This window comes from Methylobacterium sp., from assembly GCF_019750675.1.
GTDB lineage: Bacteria > Pseudomonadota > Alphaproteobacteria > Rhizobiales > Beijerinckiaceae > Methylobacterium.
In genome coordinates this window covers 1-15,978 of the sequence record NZ_JAIEOF010000208.1, presented here as the reverse complement: position 1 = coordinate 15,978, position 15,978 = coordinate 1, and the positions used below count along the sequence as shown (strand labels likewise).

Here is a 15,978-nt window from a genome sequence, read left to right as displayed (position 1 = left end):
CATGGCCCGATGGCCACCCCAATCCCCGCCAAAGCGGTCCTCGAATTTACACCTCGTCCGCGGACGCTACCTTCGGGCTCCGCCGGGTCAACTCTCAACGGAAATCAACACTCAGCAGTCTTTTCGGCGCCCTAGCCTGGCAATTGTGCGAGGCACCGGCTATCGCTCTGGCGGTCGCCGACCGAAAGGCCCGGAGCATCATCGCGTGCGGCGCTCCGCTTCGTCCGGCAAGCGTCGGACACCCAAGGATCTCACAATTGCCAAACGCTTCGCCCCTCAAGCCGCAATGGCAGCGGCCGCTCTACCTCGTTGCCGGATGTTTGAGCCTTGTGATCGGCATCATTGCGCTCGTCGTTCCGCTGATTCCGGGCGTCGTCTTCCTCGTCCTCGCCACCGCGTGCTTTTCTCGCTCCTCACCGGCGATGGAAAAGTGGCTGACGACCCACCCAAGGTTCGGCAAGCTGATCCGGAACTGGCAAGCCGGAGGCGTGGTGCCGCGCGGCATGAAGTGGATCATTACGCTGAGCATGGTTGCGAGCTTTTTGTTCATTTTCCTCGAGACGCAGTCGCGAGGCACTCAGGCCGTCGTGGCGGCCGTCCTCATTGCGGTGCTCGTGTATGTGTGGACGCGACCGGAAAAGCTCGCAAAGCCGGCGCCGGTGTTAACGCGAACCACCTGAGGCGGCGCGGTGCCGATTGGCTCTGGGTCGTCTTGATTGGCCCTCACGCGGTTATCCAAGTTCTAAGTTAGTGCAGGATTGTCTCGAGTTCCTTGGGGCTTGCCTTCGCGAGCGGAACTCATCGGGCTGGCGAAGTCGGCTAAGCGGACATGGCTGGAATGAGCACCTGCGAAATCAGCGCCGTGATAGCCGAGCGCGGCGTGCGACGAACAACGCGAATTAGGGTTGCGCTTTCGTTTCGGCAATCCTTTCACGCTTCCGGGTTTGTCCTCAGGGAGAACCGGTCCCGAGCTGTGATCCGCTCGGCGGGCAGGTCTTGAACCTCACGCTGGAAGATCTCCTGGCTCAGGAAGGACGGCCGCCTGCGCTCGGCCGAGCGCGTGCTCAAGCTCCAGCACTCCTTGATCCAACAGGCCGACACCGATCACCTCACAGGGCTCCTCAATCGCGGCGCGCTGATGCACCGGGCCGGCGACGCGCTTGCCAACGCCTCGGCTGGCGCCCCCCTGACCCTGCTCCAGATCGACATCGATCACTTCAAGGGCATCAACGACCGCTACGGGCATGACGTGGGCGACGTCGTCATCCGCTGTGTCGCCCGGACTTTACGCGAGACCGGCGCGATCGCCGGCCGGCTCGGGGGCGAGGAGTTCGCCGTGCTGATGCCCGGGCACGGGCTTGCCGGCGCGGCCGTAGTCGCCCACCGCATCCGCCGCCAGTGCGCCGCCACCACCGTGCCCCGACAGCCCGATCTGCGCTTCACCGCGAGCATCGGGCTGGCCGAGTGGACGCCCGGCGACACCATCGACACCCTGCTCAAGCGGGCCGATCTGGCGCTCTATGCCGCCAAGCGTGCCGGGCGTGACCGCGTCGCGGTGACCAGCCCCAGCCTGCACACGGAGATGGTCGGCTAGAGGTTCGGGTAGGGTCCAAGGAACAGATCGCCCAGCGCACGCCGCCGCAGATAGGTCAGGCGTCGGCGCCGGATATGCTCGGGCCGATCGTGGATCAGGTGGCAACGCTGGCACCAGGCCGCGAGGTCGCCGTCCCCGTTCAGGCTGGTGTCGTGCGCCCGGTGGCAGGCGGCCAGGATCGGCCGGGTCAGCCGGGCGCTTGCCAGATCGGGGGTTCGCCGCAGCACCCGGCCACGATCCGTGCGCCAGGCCCCGGCCTCGGCGTCGTACCAGCTCCCCCCGTCGAGGCAGACGATGACCTGCCCGTGCGGTCGCCCGCAGCGCTCGCAGCGCCCGGCCGCGCGCCCAAAGCGGATCACCGCCGAGAGCTGCGGCCAGTCGATCGGGTAGAAGTGGCGGTGTTCGGGGCGGATCGGCACGGTGCGGCCACGCTAGCACAGCCCCGTCAACGGCGAATCCCCCCTCGGCCTGATGTCCTGTCGATGACTGGGCACCCGGGCGGTGGATGACCCCGCTCCCGCAAGAGCCCCATCCCATGGCGACCAATCACCCTCGCGAACCGCTACGCACACAGCCTCGCGCAGTCCCTAATGGTTGCCGTCATCCTCTAACGCTGCTGCGGCTGCGTCACGGTCGGTGCTGGTTGGGGCAAGGGCGATGAGCCTTTCAGGAGTTCTTCCAGCTCGTGAATTTTTTGCCTGGCTTGCTCCAGTTTGGCGGCCTGCGCTTGCCAGGCTCCGTAGGCGCAGATGACGCCTACGGCCAGGCAAGCGGCGAATATGAAGGCGGCCTGCCGTACAGTGATGTTGCCCATAAAGTCCTCCGCAACCGCACGTAGAGACCACGAACCGGTCGCACAAGGCCACGTTCAAGCTTGCCCTCTGGCCCATCTAGGATATCCTCGACGGCATATCCTTTATATCCAATCGGGATAGATATGGCCCTCTTCGTCAAGGATCCCGAGGTCGACGCCCTCGCGCAGGAGTTGGCGGCGCTCAAGCGGACCTCGAAGACCGAGGCCGTGCGCCAGGCTCTGCGATCGGAACTCGATCGCGAGCGGGACAAGCTCGACCTCGTCGCGCAATCCCTCGCCTTCGCCCGAGGCTTGCGCGACCGGGCAGGGCCGAACCCGCAGCCCGTCGACAAGGCGTTTCGCGATCGCTTGTACGGGGATCCGTGATGTTCGTCGACGCCTCTGCCCTGACCGCGATCCTCGCCGGCGAGCCGGACGCCGCCGCCCTCGTGGCGCGGCTTCAGCGCGCCCGCCAACGCCTGACCTCGCCGCTCGCCGTCTGGGAGACGACCATCGCGCTCGCCCGCATCCTGGACCTCGCCTTGCCCGAGGCCCAGCAGGCCGTGCAGGACTACCTCGCGCTCGCGACCATCCAGGTGATCGCCGTGCCGCCCAAGGCGGCAGCGGGCGCGATCGAGGCCTTCGATCGCTTCGGCAAGGGCCGGCACCCCGCCGGGCTCAACTTCGGGGACTGCTTCGCCTACGCCTGTGCCCGCAGCTACCGCATGCCCCTCTTGTTCAAGGGCAACGACTTCCCGCTCACCGACATCCAGCCCGGGTGAGCAGGGGACCGACAGCCTCAGGCTTTGCCGGGCTCGCGCCCGCTCCCCCTCGGCCGTCGGTCGCAAATCTCGTATGCCTAGCCGAGCAGGTGCCTGGCCGTGCCAACAACCGTCATGGTCAGGCCACCGGCGAACACGCCGATCATTCCGTAGGAGAAGCCCTTCAGCAGCATGGGAGGGTGTCCTTCCGAGCGTTGTGGGGGTTCAGGTTCGGAGCTGACGCGGAGCAAGGATTGCGCCGCACGCCGTCCTAAGCCCATGCTGCACTGCAACTAGCTCGTTAGCAAGTGCAGCAAAGCCGGCCCGGTTACGCCTGCTCGGGGTGCTGATCGGGGAGCGATTGCCCAGCTTCCAATCGCTTATCGATGCCGAGGTCCAGCCAGGCGACGGGCATTCTCAGTACGGGTAGGCCTCAGAGATCACCCCTGCTGATATCGACGGCATATCGGAATGCGATTGATATCATATTGGTATTGGCGCCCGGGCGGTGGATGACCCCGCTCTCTCGCACGCACCCCGATAGGCCGTCGCGGCCTTCTACGATCAACCCGCAAGGGGTCCGCTCCGCAAGCGGGCGGCCGCTGCGGCTTTGCCTACGCGGTGATCGCGGCCACGCCCGGCCTCCTTGGGGCGCTGTCGAGCGGGGATCACCCCCGCTCCCGCAGGAGCCCGACCCCATGGCGACCAACCTCACCCTCGCGAACCGCTACGCTCACAGCCTCGCGCAGTCCCTGATGGTCGCCGTCATCGTGTTCCGCTCCGAGGCCGGCTTCAGCGTCGTCACCGCCGACGAGTTCGAGGGCGATCCGGCCAGCGTCGTCACCGAGTTCGACCCACACGAGGGGTGACCCCCTCCCACCGGGGGCGAAGCCGGGCTCGCCCCTCACCCACCGCGGCCTGGAGCCTAGGTTCCGGATCGCCCACTAGTCCCATGACAAAATAACTTAAGTGCCTGACAAATGCCTTTGAGTGACAATCACGGGCGCGTGAGCCCGGTTCAGAGAAGGAGAATTGTCTCCATAGTCGATCGGAGTAATTCTCCCTCAGAGGTCCGTTCTCGTAATGCAAGTTGTGCAACCCGACGCCGAGCGCGACGCCCAAATACTCAACCGTGCGATGGATGTCGTTGTGGCGTATGTCGCCAACAACCCTGTTCAGGCGTCTGATCTGCCCGGTCTGATGCAGTCGGTCCACGCGACCTTCGCCCGGCTCGCCAATCCTGGTCCCAAACCCGACAAGCCCGAGTTCGAGAAGCCGAGCCCGTCCGCAATCCGGCGCTCGATCACGCCCGGAGCGCTGATCTCCTTCATCGACGGCAAGCCGTATCAGACGCTCAAGCGTCACCTCACCAAGAACGGGCTCGACATCGAGGGCTACCGGGCGCGCTACGGCCTGCCGCTCGATTACCCCTCGACCAGCGCCAACTACTCGGCCACCCGCGCCGAGCTGGCGCGCAACATGGGCCTTGGGCGCAAGGTGAACCGGACCCCGCAGGCGGGAGCCGTTGAGACCGACGCCGCCCCGTCCGAAGAGGCAGCACCCAGGCGTCGGGGCCGCCCGCCGAAGGCAGCCTGAGCACGCCAGGACAGGCGTGATGAGCCACCGGCCTCTTCCTCGAGATCGCAGGAGGGGCCGGGGGCTTGGCGGCGTGCCAGAAGCCGATGCCCGAACCTTTGCCCGGACGCGCATGACACCCCGGGAGCGACACGGCTTCAATGTCGTGAGAAGGGGGAGGGCGCGCGTCGTGGGCCGCCGTGGCGCTTAGGCTGACGCATGACCCCAGCCTGAGCGGCGGGCGAGTGATCCGACAGGGCCGAGACCCGGCTGCATGCTGGTGCAGGGGTTGGCCAAGGGGCTCCTGACGTCCTGGTGCGGGGCCACAACCCACGGCCTCGTTGATGGGCGTGTCTATCCGGGGCGCCCGGGACCACCGCAACGGCGGATGCCGGTTTTCTTCCCCGCCGCCTGACGGCGTCTCCTCGCGCACCAAGAAAACCGTCCCTCGCCGTCCTCCGCTGCGCTTCGGCCTGCAAGCAGGTGCGGCGCCGGTCGCCTCCGGCTCAACGACCGCCATCGAGGCCGCAAGGGTGCGGCTCCGGGCAACGGGACAAGGAACACCACCATGGCGACCATCGGCACCTTCACCCAGACCGAGAACGGCTTCACCGGCGAGATCGCCACCCTGACCATCCAGGCCAAGAAGGTCGCGATCGTCCCCGAGAGCCGCGGCGGCGAGAACGCCCCCACCCACCGCATCTTCCTGGGCAAGGCCGAAATCGGCGCGGGCTGGGCCAAGCGCTCCAAGGAGGACCGGGACTACATCTCGATCAAGCTCGACGACCCGAGCCTCTCGGCTCCCCTCTACGCCGCCCTCTACGGCGAGGACGACGGCAAGTTCTCCCTGGTCTGGAACCGCCCGAACGGTCGCCGCCGGGACTGACCCCCGGCCCTCGACGCCCCGCCCCTCACGGGCGGGGCGGGATCGTGCGACGACAACGGAGCGACTGACATGGCTTACGCGTTTGATACACTCAGCTACTCGAAGACCCTGCGCGAGGCCGGCATCGCACAGGACCACGCCGAGGCTCACGCCCAAGCGGCCCGGGAGTTCATCATGGTCGAGCTCGTCACCAAGGAGGACCTGCGCGCGGCCAAGGACGAACTCCGCTCTGCCATGGAGCTGGAGACGCTCCGATTGACCATTCGGCTCGGGAGCATCACGGCCGCAGGCCTCGTCGCGATGACCGGTGTGCTCGCCACCCTCATCAAGGTTCTCTGAGGAACCCTGGCCCCCTCCGATCAAGGGGCAAACCCGCGAGGCGACTATCCCTTAAGCTGGATGCGCGTCGGTCCGCCGCCTGATCGGGAGGGCACCGCGCGTCCACGGTTCGGCATAGGTCAGGTCGCCGTGCCGGGGGCTCGGATGACGGACCTTCGAGGACCGTCCCTCTGCGCGCATCCGGTCCGAGGCCACGTTCCACGACGGAACGGCGTCATCGCCTTGCGTCCAGTGAACTAGGCTCGCCTCGTCACACCACTCCAGGAGCTTCGGCATCGCTTTCCGGTGCGGACCAGAGGTCATGAAGGCGCGCATGTCGGCCTGATCGGCCCACACCGTCAGGGTCCAGAACGTTCGTTTGCGATCGGCGAGCAGGCTGCCTTGGATGAACCCTGCCGCGTTCCTCGTCTGCGACAGGGAGCGCATCGTATCGACGACGAAACCCGGCATGAAGCGCCAGGAGCGGATGCGCAGCCGTGTGACGCTGACGAAAGCCATGTGAGCTTATCCCAGGAGCGCGGCCCGACGTTCATGGTGCGCTTGACCACGACACTCTCCGCTCGGCGCCGCCTCGCAGTCTAGCGCCAAGGCGAGATCGGCCCGGGTCGCCAGGCCCTTCGGCACGTAGCCGAGTTCGTTCAAGAACAGGTTCAGGGTCGCGAACGTTTGGAGGTGGGCCGCCTCGGCCTCGACGTGCTCCTGCTCGCTGACGCATGCAGCGTCCGCTTCGTCCAGCGCCTCGATCCGCATGAGCGCCGTAAGGTAGAGCCGGTGCGCGGCGACCGTCCGTTCCTCCAAGGTCGCGTCAGATACGGTCGAGCAAGGCACGCGACGTCTCCTTGGTTCGGGCCTGCCGCAGGGTGTCCCGCGTGGACTTCTTGCAATCTTAAGCTAAGTTTTGAGTCCGATCCACCAACCAAAGCGCGAGTAGGCGAGGGGGCCTGATCCGTTCGTTCGTCACCGACTGCGTGGTGAACTGGTCGGGAGGTCGAGCCGGAGTCAGAGTGGGCTTCGCGAGGTCATGACGGGAGATCAGGCCGGAGAGAGGCTCCGGCGCCCGTCGTGAGATCACGCCGATGGCCCGCCGCCCCACCTCGTCCCGGAAGACCGCTGCCCGCCGCACTGAGGCCGCTCCCGTCCAGCGCGCCGACCTCTACCAGCGCATCACCGACACGATCATTGCCCAGCTCGAGGAGGGCAGGGTGCCGTGGGTGCAGCCTTGGACGAGCCTGCCCGGCACCGCGGCCGTGTCCATGCCGCGCAACGCGGCGACCAACCGGGCCTATTCCGGCATCAACGTCATGCTGCTGTGGGGAAGCGGCATGGCCGCCGGCTACCCGGTCCAGCGCTGGCTCACCTTCCGCCAGGCGCTCAGCCTCGGCGGCTGCGTGCGCCGGGGCGAGAAGGGCACGCCCGTCGTCTACGCCGACCGCCTCACCCCCGAGCAGGAGCGCCAGCGCGCGTCGCAAGCCGGCGAGGAGGCCCGCTCGATCGCCTTCCTCAAGCAATACACCGTGTTCAACGCCGCGCAGTGCGACGGCCTGTCGGAGGACCTGTACGTGCCGCCGCCGCCGCCGCGCGAGGACCTGATCGAGCCGCGTTTCCGCGCGCTGATGCAGGCCACGGGGCTGACCATCCACATCGGCGGGCAGATCGCGTTCTACCGCCCGGCCGACGACGCGATCGTGCTGCCCCCGCCCCAGGCCTTCCACGAGCCGGTCAACTTCCACCGGACCGCCGCGCACGAGATGATCCACGCCACGGGCCATGCCTCCCGGCTCGCCCGGGACTTCACGGGCCGCTACGGCAGCGAGGGCTACGCGCGCGAGGAGCTGGTCGCCGAGATCTCCGCAGCCTACGTCTGCGCCAGCCTCGGTATCGTGCCGACCGTGCGCCACGCCGACTACATCGGCTCCTGGCTCGAGGTGCTGCGCTCGGACCCCCGCGCCATCGTGCAGGCGGCGGGGCTCGCCAGCCGCTCGGCCGACTGGCTGCTCGGGCACCTGCCGGCCGAACTCGCACCCGACGGGGGAGCGGGCTCGGAGACCGACGAGGCCGGCGTCGAGGCGGGAGACGACCAAGCGGCGCCGGCGGCTCTACGGGCAGCGGCGTGATGCGCTTCAAGCCCTGGCCCCGCCCGACGGCGTTCGAGGACACGGCGCGCAAGCGCGCCGCCTACCGCCACAAGCAGGTCCGCGAGCAGGCGGCCCTGCCCCTGTTCGCCCCCGTGATCGCCGAGCGCCAGCTCGGTGTCGATGAGGAGATGGTTCGGCGCACCGGGCAATGGGAGCGCCAGCAGGCCGAGAACCGGCGGCAGCGGGCCGCCGGCTGGCGCCGGGCGCGCGAGCGCCTGTTCGCGCACCCGACCGGCGAGCGCCTGGCGATCCGGGCGCTGTGGCGGGCCTGCCCGTACCCAGCCGATCCGAGCTACCTCGGCACGCTGCTGCACGAGATCGCGACCGGGCGGATCGACCCGGCGCACCCCCCGTGGGGCGGCCGGCACACGCTCACCCCCCGGACGACGCCGAAGCCGGCGAGCTTTACGGAGGCCTTCCGCCAGATCGGCCGGCGCACGGTCGGCGGCGGTCCGAAGACGACGGGCGCCGACGAGCGCCTGTTCTGCGGCAATCTGGGCTCGGGCATCCTCTTCCTGACCTCGCGGGTGCGGCTGTGCGAGCCCAACGAGAGCTTTTATACCTCGTCCAACCACCGCCTGCGCGACAGCCATGTCGGCCGGGGCGGGCATTGGGTCGACATCGTGGTGCGGGGGACCTGCTCGGACGCCGAGCTGATCCTGATCCGGCGCCTCGCCCAGCGAGAGGATACGCGCCCCGTAAGGGTCCGGCGGTCCCTCGGGTCGGCCCGTGAGAGTGAGAGGGAATGCCTGAGGGGGGAGGATCGCGCCGCTTCGCGAGAGCCCGACCACGCCACTGACAGGACCGCGCCATGCCCGAACCACTCTGCTTCGCCCTGACCCTCGACATCGCGGTCGAGGAGCCCGCCCCGGTGCTCGAGGCGGCTGCCCGCGAGCTGGTCCGGCGCCGGCATGCCGCCTCGACCGACGAGGCCCAGGCCCTGCTCGGCGGGGACGTGGGGAAGGCGCTCACCGTGCTGATCGAGCTGCACGACCTCGCCTCGGCCGGCGCCGTGGTGCTGCAAATCCAGTCCGGATCGGCCGGGCCGATCCCGACCCGGCCGGGCCTGCCGCCTGCGGCTGCACTCGCCGACGCCTGACACCGCCCCTGCGGCCCCCCTCACGCCAGAGGGAGGCCCCTTCGCCCGTGCCGCTTCGCCGATCCCCGGCGGCCTGCGGCACGAGGACGAAGATCATGGGCGAGTACGTGATGACCACGATCACCATCGGCGGGCTCCTGCCCGGAGAGGCGGGTGCTGCCGCCCTGATCGCTGCCGCGACAGCGTATTACGCCGAGGCCGACAGCCTGGTGCGCGAGGCCCTGGCCGCCGGCCGCCACGTCGACCTGGAGGACCTGCAGGATCGCGGGCAGACCCCCGACCTCGACGCGTTCTGCCGGGCGCACGGCCTGGCCTACCAGCGTGCGTGGGTCTCCCAGCTCGGTCAGTTCGAGGCGGGCCTGGAATACTGGCAGCCCGGCATGGACCGGCCCGTCGAGGAGGCGGCGGACGAGGGCGGCGAGCCGATGATCGCGCTGGCCGAGCTGCGCCGCTGCCACAGGGCCGGCGAGACGCTCAGCGGTGTCGTGGCCCGGCTCGCCCGGGCGGAGTCGACCGCCGTGCCGCCCCTGATCCTCGTCCCGGAGACGGGCGCCGGCGGCTTGGGTTCCGCCTGATCCGGTGTCGGTCGAGTCCCGCGGCCTCCCTCCAGAGTGAGAGGGGGGCTTCGCCTGCGTGAGGGTTTGAAGGTCAGGAGAGAGCCGGGCCGCCCGCACGAAGGGATTGACGACCATGACCAGCGCCACGAGCACCGCCAAGAGCACCCCGAAGGCCGCCAAGATCACCCTGAGCGAGGCGGTCGCGATCCCGTTCGAGAAGCTGGCCTTGAGCCAGGCCAACGTGCGCCGGATCGCCCATGGCCAGAGCATCGAGGACCTGGCCGAGGACATCGCCCATCGCGGCCTGCTCCAGTCCCTGAGCGTGCGCCCGATCCTCGACGAGGCCGGGGCTGAGACCGGACGCTACGAGGTGCCCGCCGGCGGCCGGCGCTTCCGCGCCCTGGAGCACCTCGTGAAGACCAAGCGCATGGTCAAGACGGTCAAGGTGCCCTGCATCGTGCGCGCGGCCGACAGCGCGATCAGCGCGACCGAGGACTCGATCGCCGAGAACGCCATGCGCGAGGCCCTGCACCCCCTCGATCAGTTCCGGGCGTTCAAGGCGCTGGCGGATGCCGGCATGCCGAATGCCGACATCGCCGCCCGGTTCTTCGTCACCGAGACCATCGTGCGCCAGCGCCTGCGGCTCGCCGGGGTCAGCCCGGTGCTGCTGGAGGCCTACGGTGCGAACGAGATGACGCTGGAGTGCCTGATGGCGTTCTCCGTCACCGAGGATGCCGCGCGTCAGGTCCGGGTCTGGGAGGCGCTGAACAAGCGCGGCAACATCAGCACCTGGTCGATCCGCCAGGCCCTCACCGAGAGCTCGGTCGGCATCGGGGACGCGCGCGCCGTGTTCGTGGGCGAGGAGGCCTACGTCGCCGCCGGTGGCGGGGTCCTGCGCGACCTGTTCGCGGAGCGCGGCGACGGCTGGTTCCAGGATGCCGACCTCCTGAACCGCCTGGCCGAGGCCAAGCTCGCGACGTTCAGCGAGACGATCGCGGCCGAGGGCTGGAAGTGGATTGAGGTGTCGCTGACCCTCGGCCACGCCCGCACCTACGGCCTGCGCACCCTGCGGACCCATTCCGAGCTCGACGAGGCCGAGGAGGCCGCGTTCGAGGCGGCGGTGGCCGAGTACGAGGGCCTCAACGAGCAGTACGGCTACGGCGACGACATCCCGACCGAGATCGCCGAGCGCCTGACGGCGCTGGAGGGCGAGATCACCGACTTCGAGGCCCGCGCCGCGATCTACGACCCGGCCGACATCGCGATCGGCGGCGTCTTCGTCTCGCTCGAATACGACGGGCGTCCGTGCGTGCGGCGCGGTTACGTCCGGCCCGAGGACGAGCGCCCGGTCGAGACCGAGGCGGCCAAGGTCGAGCCGGGTGCCCCGGCCGGTACTGGTGCGGATGCCAGTGTCGAGGGGCAGGGCTTGGCCGCCCCGGCAGCAGCCGCGGCCCCTTGGCCGATCCCCGGCGACACGCCCGTCCCGGGTGTTCTGCGCGCGATCATCACGATCGGCGGGGGGATTGCCGCCGCCACCGCCGAGCCGGAGGAGACCGACCGTCCCCTGTCCGAGCAGCATCGGACCGAGCTGACCACCTACCGCACGATGGCGCTGCGCGAGGCCCTGGCGGACGATCCCGAGGCCGCCTTCGTGGCGGTCCTGCACGCCATGGTGATCCGGGTGATCGTCAACGGCTACCGCACCGGCTCGTGCCTCGAGGTCTCGACCACATCGGCCCGCGCCGACCACACCGTCCAGGGCCTCGACGCCTTCCGGCCCGCGACCGCCCTCGACGCGAAGCGCGAGGCTTGGGCCAAGCGCCTGCCGTCCGAGCAGGGCGAGATCTGGGAGGCGCTGATTGATCTTAGCCCCGAGCAGCGCACCGAGCTGTTCGCGCTGTGCGCGGGCCTGTCCGTCAACGCGATGCACACGCCGTTCGATCGGCGTCCCGAGGCGCTGCCGCATGCCGACCGGCTGGCGCAGCTCGTCGGCCTCGACCTCACCCGCGACTGGAAGCCGACGGCGGCCAACTACTTCAACCGCGTCACGAAGGGCAAAATCCTGGCGGCGGTGCGCGAGGCCAAGGGCGAGGACACCGCGCGGCTCCTCGACAGCTTGAAGAAGGGCGAGATGGCGCGCGAGGCCGAGCGCCTGATGGCCGACTCCGGCTGGCTGCCCGAAATCCTGCGCACGCCCGGCATCCAGACCGAGGTGGCGGGTGCCCCGGTTGGGGCCGAGGGGTCGGAGGTGACCGGGGCGGATGCGGCGGGGGTGGACGGGGCCGAAGCGCTTCCGGCCTTCCTCGGCGGAGCGGAGGATGCGGTCGAGGCGGCAGACGCCGAAGCGCTTCCGGCCTTCCTCGCAGAGGACGGTGATGAACCCCGGAGCGAGGATGAGGTGATCGAGGCTTACCGGATCGCGGCCGAGTAGCCCCTAACCCCGGCGGCGGCCCCGGGTCAGACCGGGATCGTCGCCACCACCACGCCCTCAGGCGTTGTCATCACCCCCGTGCCGAGAGGCGCGGGGGTTTCTTTTTGCGGGGCTATCGCCAGCGCGGCGACCTCGGGCGTCACCATCAACCCCGTGCCGAGCGGCACGGGGATCTGTCGTTCCGGGTCGTCTGCACCTTGATCGCGAGACGCTGCACCGGTCGGGGTGTTGGTGATCCAGACACCGCCTTCCAGCCGGAATTTGCGCTTGTCGCTGCGCGGTGCCCGGGGCAGACGTTCGTGACTGCCGAGGGTCATGCTCTTGGCATGCACATGCCGGCGGCGCGTCAAATGGAGCGCCACCACGGGGTAATCCTCGGGCAGGCCCCACTTCGCCCGGTACTCGTCCGGCGTCATCCCCATGGTCGTGAGGTGCCGGCGCAGCATCGAGTAGGGCAGGCCATTCTCGAAGCTGATGAGGTACTTGTCCTGGATCGAGGCCGCGATTTCGGCCCGTGTGAGCGGGCGGGGCTTGCTCCCGTCGATCCTGCCGAGGCGGATCGCGGTCACGAGTTCCTCCGGCGTCAGCGGGGTCGAGACTTCTGGAGCGATGGTTGCGTGCTGAACGGATGCAAGAGCTTGCGCGACGTGCGTAATCGCCTGGGACTGTCAGAAATTCCGTGTGTGAGCGGCCATAGTGGACCCGAAGGAGGTTCCCGATGGCACGACGCAAAGCACCTCACATCCCTGACGCGATCCTGGACCAGTTGCTGGCTGGGGCCGATCCCAAGGCGGCTTTTGAGGCCAACGGCCTCATCGACGCTCTGAAGAAGGCTCTGGCGGAGCGAGCGCTCAACGCCGAGATGGACCATCATCTGGCAGGCGAAGAGGCCGGCAACACCCGTAACGGCTACGGCCGCAAGACGGTGACGACGGAAACGGGCCGCATTGAGCTGGCGATTCCGCGGGACCGACAGGCGACATTCGACCCGCAGCTCATCGCCCGGTATCAGCGCCGCTTTCCCGGCTTCGACGACAAGATCGTGTCGATGTACGCCCGCGGCATGAGTGCCCGGGAGATTGTCGGTCACTTGCGCGAGCTCTACAGCATCGAAGTCTCGCCCGATCTCATCAGCACCGTCACTGACGCAGTGCTGGAGGAGGTCGCGACTTGGCAAGCCAGGCCGCTCGATCCCGTCTATCCGCTGGTGTTCTTCGACGCCCTACGGATCAAAGTGCGCGACGAAGGCCTTGTCCGGAACAAGGCCGTGCACATCGCACTCGGCGTGCGCGCCAACGGATCCAAGGAGATCCTCGGCCTCTGGCTGGAGCAGAACGAGGGCGCCAAGTTCTGGCTTCGCGTCATGAACGAACTCAGGAACCGCGGCGTCGAGGACGTGCTGCTGGCGGTCGTCGACGGGCTGAAGGGCTTCCCCGATGCGATCCGCGCCGTCTTTCCCGAGACGATGGTCCAGACCTGCATCGTCCATCTGCTGCGGCACAGCCTGGACTTCGTCTCCTACAAGGACCGCAAACCCGTGGCCGCGGCTTTGAAGGACATCTATCGTGCCGTCGACGCCACCGCCGCTGAGGCAGCGCTGACAGCCTTCGAGGCGGGGCCCTGGGGCCAGCGCTATCAGGCCATCGGCCAGAGCTGGCGACGTGCTTGGAGCGAGGTCGTGCCGTTCTACGCCTTTCCGGGCGAGGTCCGGCGCATCCTCTACACGACCAATGCCATCGAGGCCCTCAACGCCACGCTGCGCCGCGCCGTGCGCGCCAGGGGCCACTTCCCGACCGACGAGGCCGCTTTGAAGCTCCTCTACCTCGTCTTGAACCGATCCGAGAAGGCGTGGAAGATGGGACCACGTGAGTGGATCATGGCCAAGGCACAGTTCGCCATCATCTTTGGCGAGCGCTTCACAAAGGCCATGGCGGCCTGATGTTCAACCCGCCGTTCGCACACGAAATTCCTGACAGTCCCTAATCGCCTCGACGAGCTCACGCGGCGTCAGCTTGTTCCTGGCAGCGTAGGCGCTCACGATCTCGGCCATGCCGGTCAGTAGCCGTGCACCATCCACCGTCTGCGGTTTGCTCAACCCACACGTCCCTCTACGAGCCAGCAGGCGCGGCCAAGGTGTCTCGTATCTCGCACAATTCCAATCTTCGCAACTCTCACGCCGCGTACCACCACAAGAACTCGTGAGGCGGGACTCGGTCAATTGGATTAAAGTCACACTGCATTGTCTTGCACATACAACGGTCAGCCATCGCATCTGGATGAGGCAAGTGCGGTGCGCTAGGGCACGGTTCGAGAGGAAGAGGGGATCGGGAAGGGGGGAAGCCGAAGGCTAGGGGCGAGAGAGAGCCCTGGCCAGTCGGCAGGAACCCGAGTGGAGCCCCCCGATGAACGTCTCGATCAACGCCCAGCACCTGCTTGCCAGCACGGCGCTCCTTCCCAGCCCGAGCCCGGCCGCGATCCTACAGGCCGGGACTTGCATCGCCGAGCATCTCGCCCGGGGGCAGGCGGTCGAGACGGCGGCCCTGCGCGCGGCGATGGAAGCGTTCTGCGGCGGGAGCGACGCCGCCGGGTTCTGGCTCTGGAAAGATGCCTACGAGGCCGGAGAGGTCGCCCAGGTGCTGTTCCTGCGCCGGTTCTGGCCGGCGATCCAGGCCCGGGCCACGACGCCGGCGGCGCGGGTTGCCATGTTGGCGCGGATCGCCGGGCTGCTCCCGACCCAGACCCGGCGCTCGGAGGAGAGCGAGGCGTATCAGCAATTCTCGACGCCCCTGGCCCTCGGCTACGTCGCGGCGCTCGCCTGCGGCCTGCGGCCGGGCGAGGCGCTACTGGAACCCTCGGCCGGGACAGGCCTCCTCGCGATCCATGCCGAACTTGGCGGTGCGCGCCTGCATCTCAACGAGTTGGCCGCGACCCGTACCGGGCTGCTCGGTCAGCTCTTCCCGGGCAGCGGCATCACCCAACTCGACGCCGCCCAGATCCATGACCGCCTCGACGCGAGTGTGCTCCCCGACGTGGTGCTGATGAACCCGCCGTTCTCCGTCGCGGCGAACGTCGAGGGCCGCTACCGCGACGCCACCGCCGACCACCTGCGCTCGGCACTGTCGCGCCTCCCCACCGGCGGGCGCCTCGTCGCCATCACGGGCGAGGGGTTCCGCCCGGATCGCCCCTCGACCGCGTCCGCATACGCGGCGCTGGCCGAGCGGGGCGGGCGCCTCGTCTTCTCCGCCGGCCTGTCGGGCCGGGCCTATGCCAAGCACGGCACCACGATCGACGTGCGCCTCATCGTGTTCGACCGGGTGCCGATCGCGGAGGTCGGCCGGGGCGTCGAGCCGATCGGGATCGTCCCGGATGTCGGCGCCCTGCTCGCCGCCGTCGTGGCGGGCGTTCCACCCCGCCGTGCGTCGCCGTCGACGTCCGTATCGGTCCTGACTTCCGCCACTCCGTTGCGCAGTGCCATCCCGGGGCTGACCCGCCGACCGGTCGCCCGCCCCGTCGCTGCGTGCCCGGCGCCCACCCTCGCATCCGGCTCGGATACGGAGACGGCTCCGGAGGTCGCCTACACGATCTTCGAGGAGTTCCCCGCCGCCTTGGCGGCCGAGGCCGCCCTCTACGAGGCCTACGGGCTGGAGACCCTGCGGATCGAGGGCTCACAGCCCCACCCGACCCCGCTGGTGCAGTCGACGGCGATGGCCTCGGTGCACCTGCCGAGGCCCAGCCACACCCCGCGCCTGCCGGCCACGATCGTCACGGGCGGTCTGCTCTCGGAATGCCAGCTCGAGACGGTGATCTA

20 protein-coding genes are annotated in these 15,978 nt (G+C 68.8%); 15 read left to right on the top strand and 5 right to left on the bottom strand.

Annotated features, from left to right (window positions below):
- A partial coding sequence (locus tag K2X24_RS11380; RefSeq protein ID WP_292497977.1) for a YbaN family protein occupies nucleotides 1-680 on the top strand: 680 nt, incomplete at its 5' end.
- 380 nt (nucleotides 681-1,060) lie between these two features.
- Nucleotides 1,061-1,594: a GGDEF domain-containing protein gene (locus K2X24_RS11375; protein ID WP_292497975.1), complete on the top strand. Its 534-nt coding sequence runs from the start codon at nucleotides 1,061-1,063 to the stop codon at nucleotides 1,592-1,594.
- Here K2X24_RS11375 and K2X24_RS11370 read toward each other — a convergent pair.
- Entirely contained in the window at nucleotides 1,591-2,013 is a 423-nt protein-coding gene (locus K2X24_RS11370; RefSeq protein ID WP_048464263.1) for a hypothetical protein, read from the bottom strand. The genes K2X24_RS11375 and K2X24_RS11370 overlap by 4 nt on opposite strands.
- A 188-nt stretch (nucleotides 2,014-2,201) precedes the next feature.
- Nucleotides 2,202-2,408 carry a hypothetical protein gene (locus tag K2X24_RS11365; protein WP_156295579.1) on the bottom strand — a complete coding sequence of 69 codons (207 nt, stop codon included), beginning with the start codon at nucleotides 2,406-2,408 and terminating at the stop codon, nucleotides 2,202-2,204.
- A 123-nt stretch (nucleotides 2,409-2,531) separates the two neighbouring features.
- On the opposite strand from K2X24_RS11365, the gene K2X24_RS11360 reads away from it, so the two are divergent.
- The 6 genes from K2X24_RS11360 (at nucleotide 2,532) to K2X24_RS11335 (ending at nucleotide 5,948) form a co-directional block, all read left to right on the top strand.
- Nucleotides 2,532-2,774: a type II toxin-antitoxin system VapB family antitoxin gene (locus tag K2X24_RS11360; protein ID WP_048464264.1), complete on the top strand. Its 243-nt coding sequence runs from the start codon at nucleotides 2,532-2,534 to the stop codon at nucleotides 2,772-2,774.
- Nucleotides 2,774-3,169, top strand: coding sequence for a type II toxin-antitoxin system VapC family toxin (locus tag K2X24_RS11355; RefSeq protein ID WP_048464265.1), 396 nt, complete (start codon nucleotides 2,774-2,776; stop codon nucleotides 3,167-3,169). Before K2X24_RS11360 ends, K2X24_RS11355 begins: the two co-directional genes overlap by 1 nt.
- A gap of 677 nt (nucleotides 3,170-3,846) precedes the next feature.
- The gene (locus K2X24_RS11350; RefSeq protein ID WP_197093200.1) at nucleotides 3,847-4,017 is read left to right on the top strand and encodes a hypothetical protein; all 171 of its coding nucleotides are present in this window, start codon (nucleotides 3,847-3,849) and stop codon (nucleotides 4,015-4,017) included.
- Between the two features lie 214 nt (nucleotides 4,018-4,231).
- Nucleotides 4,232-4,744 (top strand): MucR family transcriptional regulator, encoded by a 513-nt coding sequence (locus K2X24_RS11345; RefSeq protein WP_048464266.1) that lies wholly within the window; start codon nucleotides 4,232-4,234, stop codon nucleotides 4,742-4,744.
- Between the two features lie 547 nt (nucleotides 4,745-5,291).
- Nucleotides 5,292-5,609 carry a DUF736 domain-containing protein gene (locus K2X24_RS11340; RefSeq protein ID WP_048464267.1) on the top strand — a complete coding sequence of 106 codons (318 nt, stop codon included), beginning with the start codon at nucleotides 5,292-5,294 and terminating at the stop codon, nucleotides 5,607-5,609.
- A 69-nt stretch (nucleotides 5,610-5,678) separates the two neighbouring features.
- A complete protein-coding gene (locus tag K2X24_RS11335) occupies nucleotides 5,679-5,948 on the top strand; it encodes a hypothetical protein (RefSeq protein WP_048464268.1) in 270 nt (89 codons plus the stop codon).
- A gap of 51 nt (nucleotides 5,949-5,999) precedes the next feature.
- Here the strand turns inward: K2X24_RS11335 and K2X24_RS11330 are convergent, their stop codons facing one another.
- Nucleotides 6,000-6,446, bottom strand: coding sequence for an antibiotic biosynthesis monooxygenase (locus tag K2X24_RS11330; protein WP_048464269.1), 447 nt, complete (start codon nucleotides 6,444-6,446; stop codon nucleotides 6,000-6,002).
- A gap of 6 nt (nucleotides 6,447-6,452) precedes the next feature.
- Nucleotides 6,453-6,776: a hypothetical protein gene (locus K2X24_RS11325; RefSeq protein WP_048464270.1), complete on the bottom strand. Its 324-nt coding sequence runs from the start codon at nucleotides 6,774-6,776 to the stop codon at nucleotides 6,453-6,455.
- Between the two features lie 248 nt (nucleotides 6,777-7,024).
- Here K2X24_RS11325 and K2X24_RS11320 point away from each other — a divergent pair, with 248 nt between their 5' ends.
- The 5 genes from K2X24_RS11320 (at nucleotide 7,025) to K2X24_RS11300 (ending at nucleotide 12,170) form a co-directional block, all read left to right on the top strand.
- Nucleotides 7,025-8,062 (top strand): zincin-like metallopeptidase domain-containing protein, encoded by a 1,038-nt coding sequence (locus K2X24_RS11320; RefSeq protein WP_048464271.1) that lies wholly within the window; start codon nucleotides 7,025-7,027, stop codon nucleotides 8,060-8,062.
- Nucleotides 8,062-8,922 (top strand): hypothetical protein, encoded by an 861-nt coding sequence (locus K2X24_RS11315; RefSeq protein ID WP_244533792.1) that lies wholly within the window; start codon nucleotides 8,062-8,064, stop codon nucleotides 8,920-8,922. The genes K2X24_RS11320 and K2X24_RS11315 overlap by 1 nt, the downstream gene beginning before the upstream one ends.
- Nucleotides 8,895-9,182, top strand: coding sequence for a hypothetical protein (locus tag K2X24_RS11310; RefSeq protein WP_048464272.1), 288 nt, complete (start codon nucleotides 8,895-8,897; stop codon nucleotides 9,180-9,182). The genes K2X24_RS11315 and K2X24_RS11310 overlap by 28 nt, the downstream gene beginning before the upstream one ends.
- Nucleotides 9,183-9,277: 95 nt before the next feature.
- Nucleotides 9,278-9,757: a hypothetical protein gene (locus K2X24_RS11305; protein ID WP_048464273.1), complete on the top strand. Its 480-nt coding sequence runs from the start codon at nucleotides 9,278-9,280 to the stop codon at nucleotides 9,755-9,757.
- A gap of 115 nt (nucleotides 9,758-9,872) precedes the next feature.
- On the top strand, nucleotides 9,873-12,170 hold the full coding sequence (locus tag K2X24_RS11300) for a ParB/RepB/Spo0J family partition protein (protein ID WP_292497962.1): 2,298 nt from the start codon (nucleotides 9,873-9,875) through the stop codon (nucleotides 12,168-12,170).
- 26 nt (nucleotides 12,171-12,196) lie between these two features.
- On the opposite strand, the gene K2X24_RS11295 is transcribed toward K2X24_RS11300, so the two are convergent.
- Entirely contained in the window at nucleotides 12,197-12,826 is a 630-nt protein-coding gene (locus K2X24_RS11295) for a MucR family transcriptional regulator (protein WP_082167530.1), read from the bottom strand.
- A gap of 62 nt (nucleotides 12,827-12,888) precedes the next feature.
- Between K2X24_RS11295 and K2X24_RS11290 the strand changes: the two genes are divergently transcribed.
- Together K2X24_RS11290 and K2X24_RS11285 are read left to right on the top strand one after the other, a co-directional pair.
- Entirely contained in the window at nucleotides 12,889-14,109 is a 1,221-nt protein-coding gene (locus K2X24_RS11290) for an IS256 family transposase (protein ID WP_048465718.1), read from the top strand.
- Nucleotides 14,110-14,572: 463 nt separating this feature from the next.
- A partial coding sequence (locus K2X24_RS11285; protein ID WP_292497959.1) for a strawberry notch-like NTP hydrolase domain-containing protein occupies nucleotides 14,573-15,978 on the top strand: 1,406 nt, incomplete at its 3' end.

Coding starts and splice junctions, on each gene's coding strand:
- K2X24_RS11350 (WP_197093200.1), top strand. CDS start 3,847: ATGGCGACCAACCTCACCCTCGCGAACCGCTACGCTCACAGCCTCGCG.
- K2X24_RS11290 (WP_048465718.1), top strand. CDS start 12,889: ATGGCACGACGCAAAGCACCTCACATCCCTGACGCGATCCTGGACCAG.
- K2X24_RS11305 (WP_048464273.1), top strand. CDS start 9,278: ATGGGCGAGTACGTGATGACCACGATCACCATCGGCGGGCTCCTGCCC.
- K2X24_RS11345 (WP_048464266.1), top strand. CDS start 4,232: ATGCAAGTTGTGCAACCCGACGCCGAGCGCGACGCCCAAATACTCAAC.
- K2X24_RS11365 (WP_156295579.1), bottom strand. CDS start 2,408: ATGGGCAACATCACTGTACGGCAGGCCGCCTTCATATTCGCCGCTTGC.
- K2X24_RS11320 (WP_048464271.1), top strand. CDS start 7,025: ATGGCCCGCCGCCCCACCTCGTCCCGGAAGACCGCTGCCCGCCGCACT.
- K2X24_RS11330 (WP_048464269.1), bottom strand. CDS start 6,446: ATGGCTTTCGTCAGCGTCACACGGCTGCGCATCCGCTCCTGGCGCTTC.
- K2X24_RS11300 (WP_292497962.1), top strand. CDS start 9,873: ATGACCAGCGCCACGAGCACCGCCAAGAGCACCCCGAAGGCCGCCAAG.
- K2X24_RS11360 (WP_048464264.1), top strand. CDS start 2,532: ATGGCCCTCTTCGTCAAGGATCCCGAGGTCGACGCCCTCGCGCAGGAG.
- K2X24_RS11335 (WP_048464268.1), top strand. CDS start 5,679: ATGGCTTACGCGTTTGATACACTCAGCTACTCGAAGACCCTGCGCGAG.
- K2X24_RS11355 (WP_048464265.1), top strand. CDS start 2,774: ATGTTCGTCGACGCCTCTGCCCTGACCGCGATCCTCGCCGGCGAGCCG.
- K2X24_RS11310 (WP_048464272.1), top strand. CDS start 8,895: ATGCCCGAACCACTCTGCTTCGCCCTGACCCTCGACATCGCGGTCGAG.
- K2X24_RS11340 (WP_048464267.1), top strand. CDS start 5,292: ATGGCGACCATCGGCACCTTCACCCAGACCGAGAACGGCTTCACCGGC.
- K2X24_RS11315 (WP_244533792.1), top strand. CDS start 8,062: ATGCGCTTCAAGCCCTGGCCCCGCCCGACGGCGTTCGAGGACACGGCG.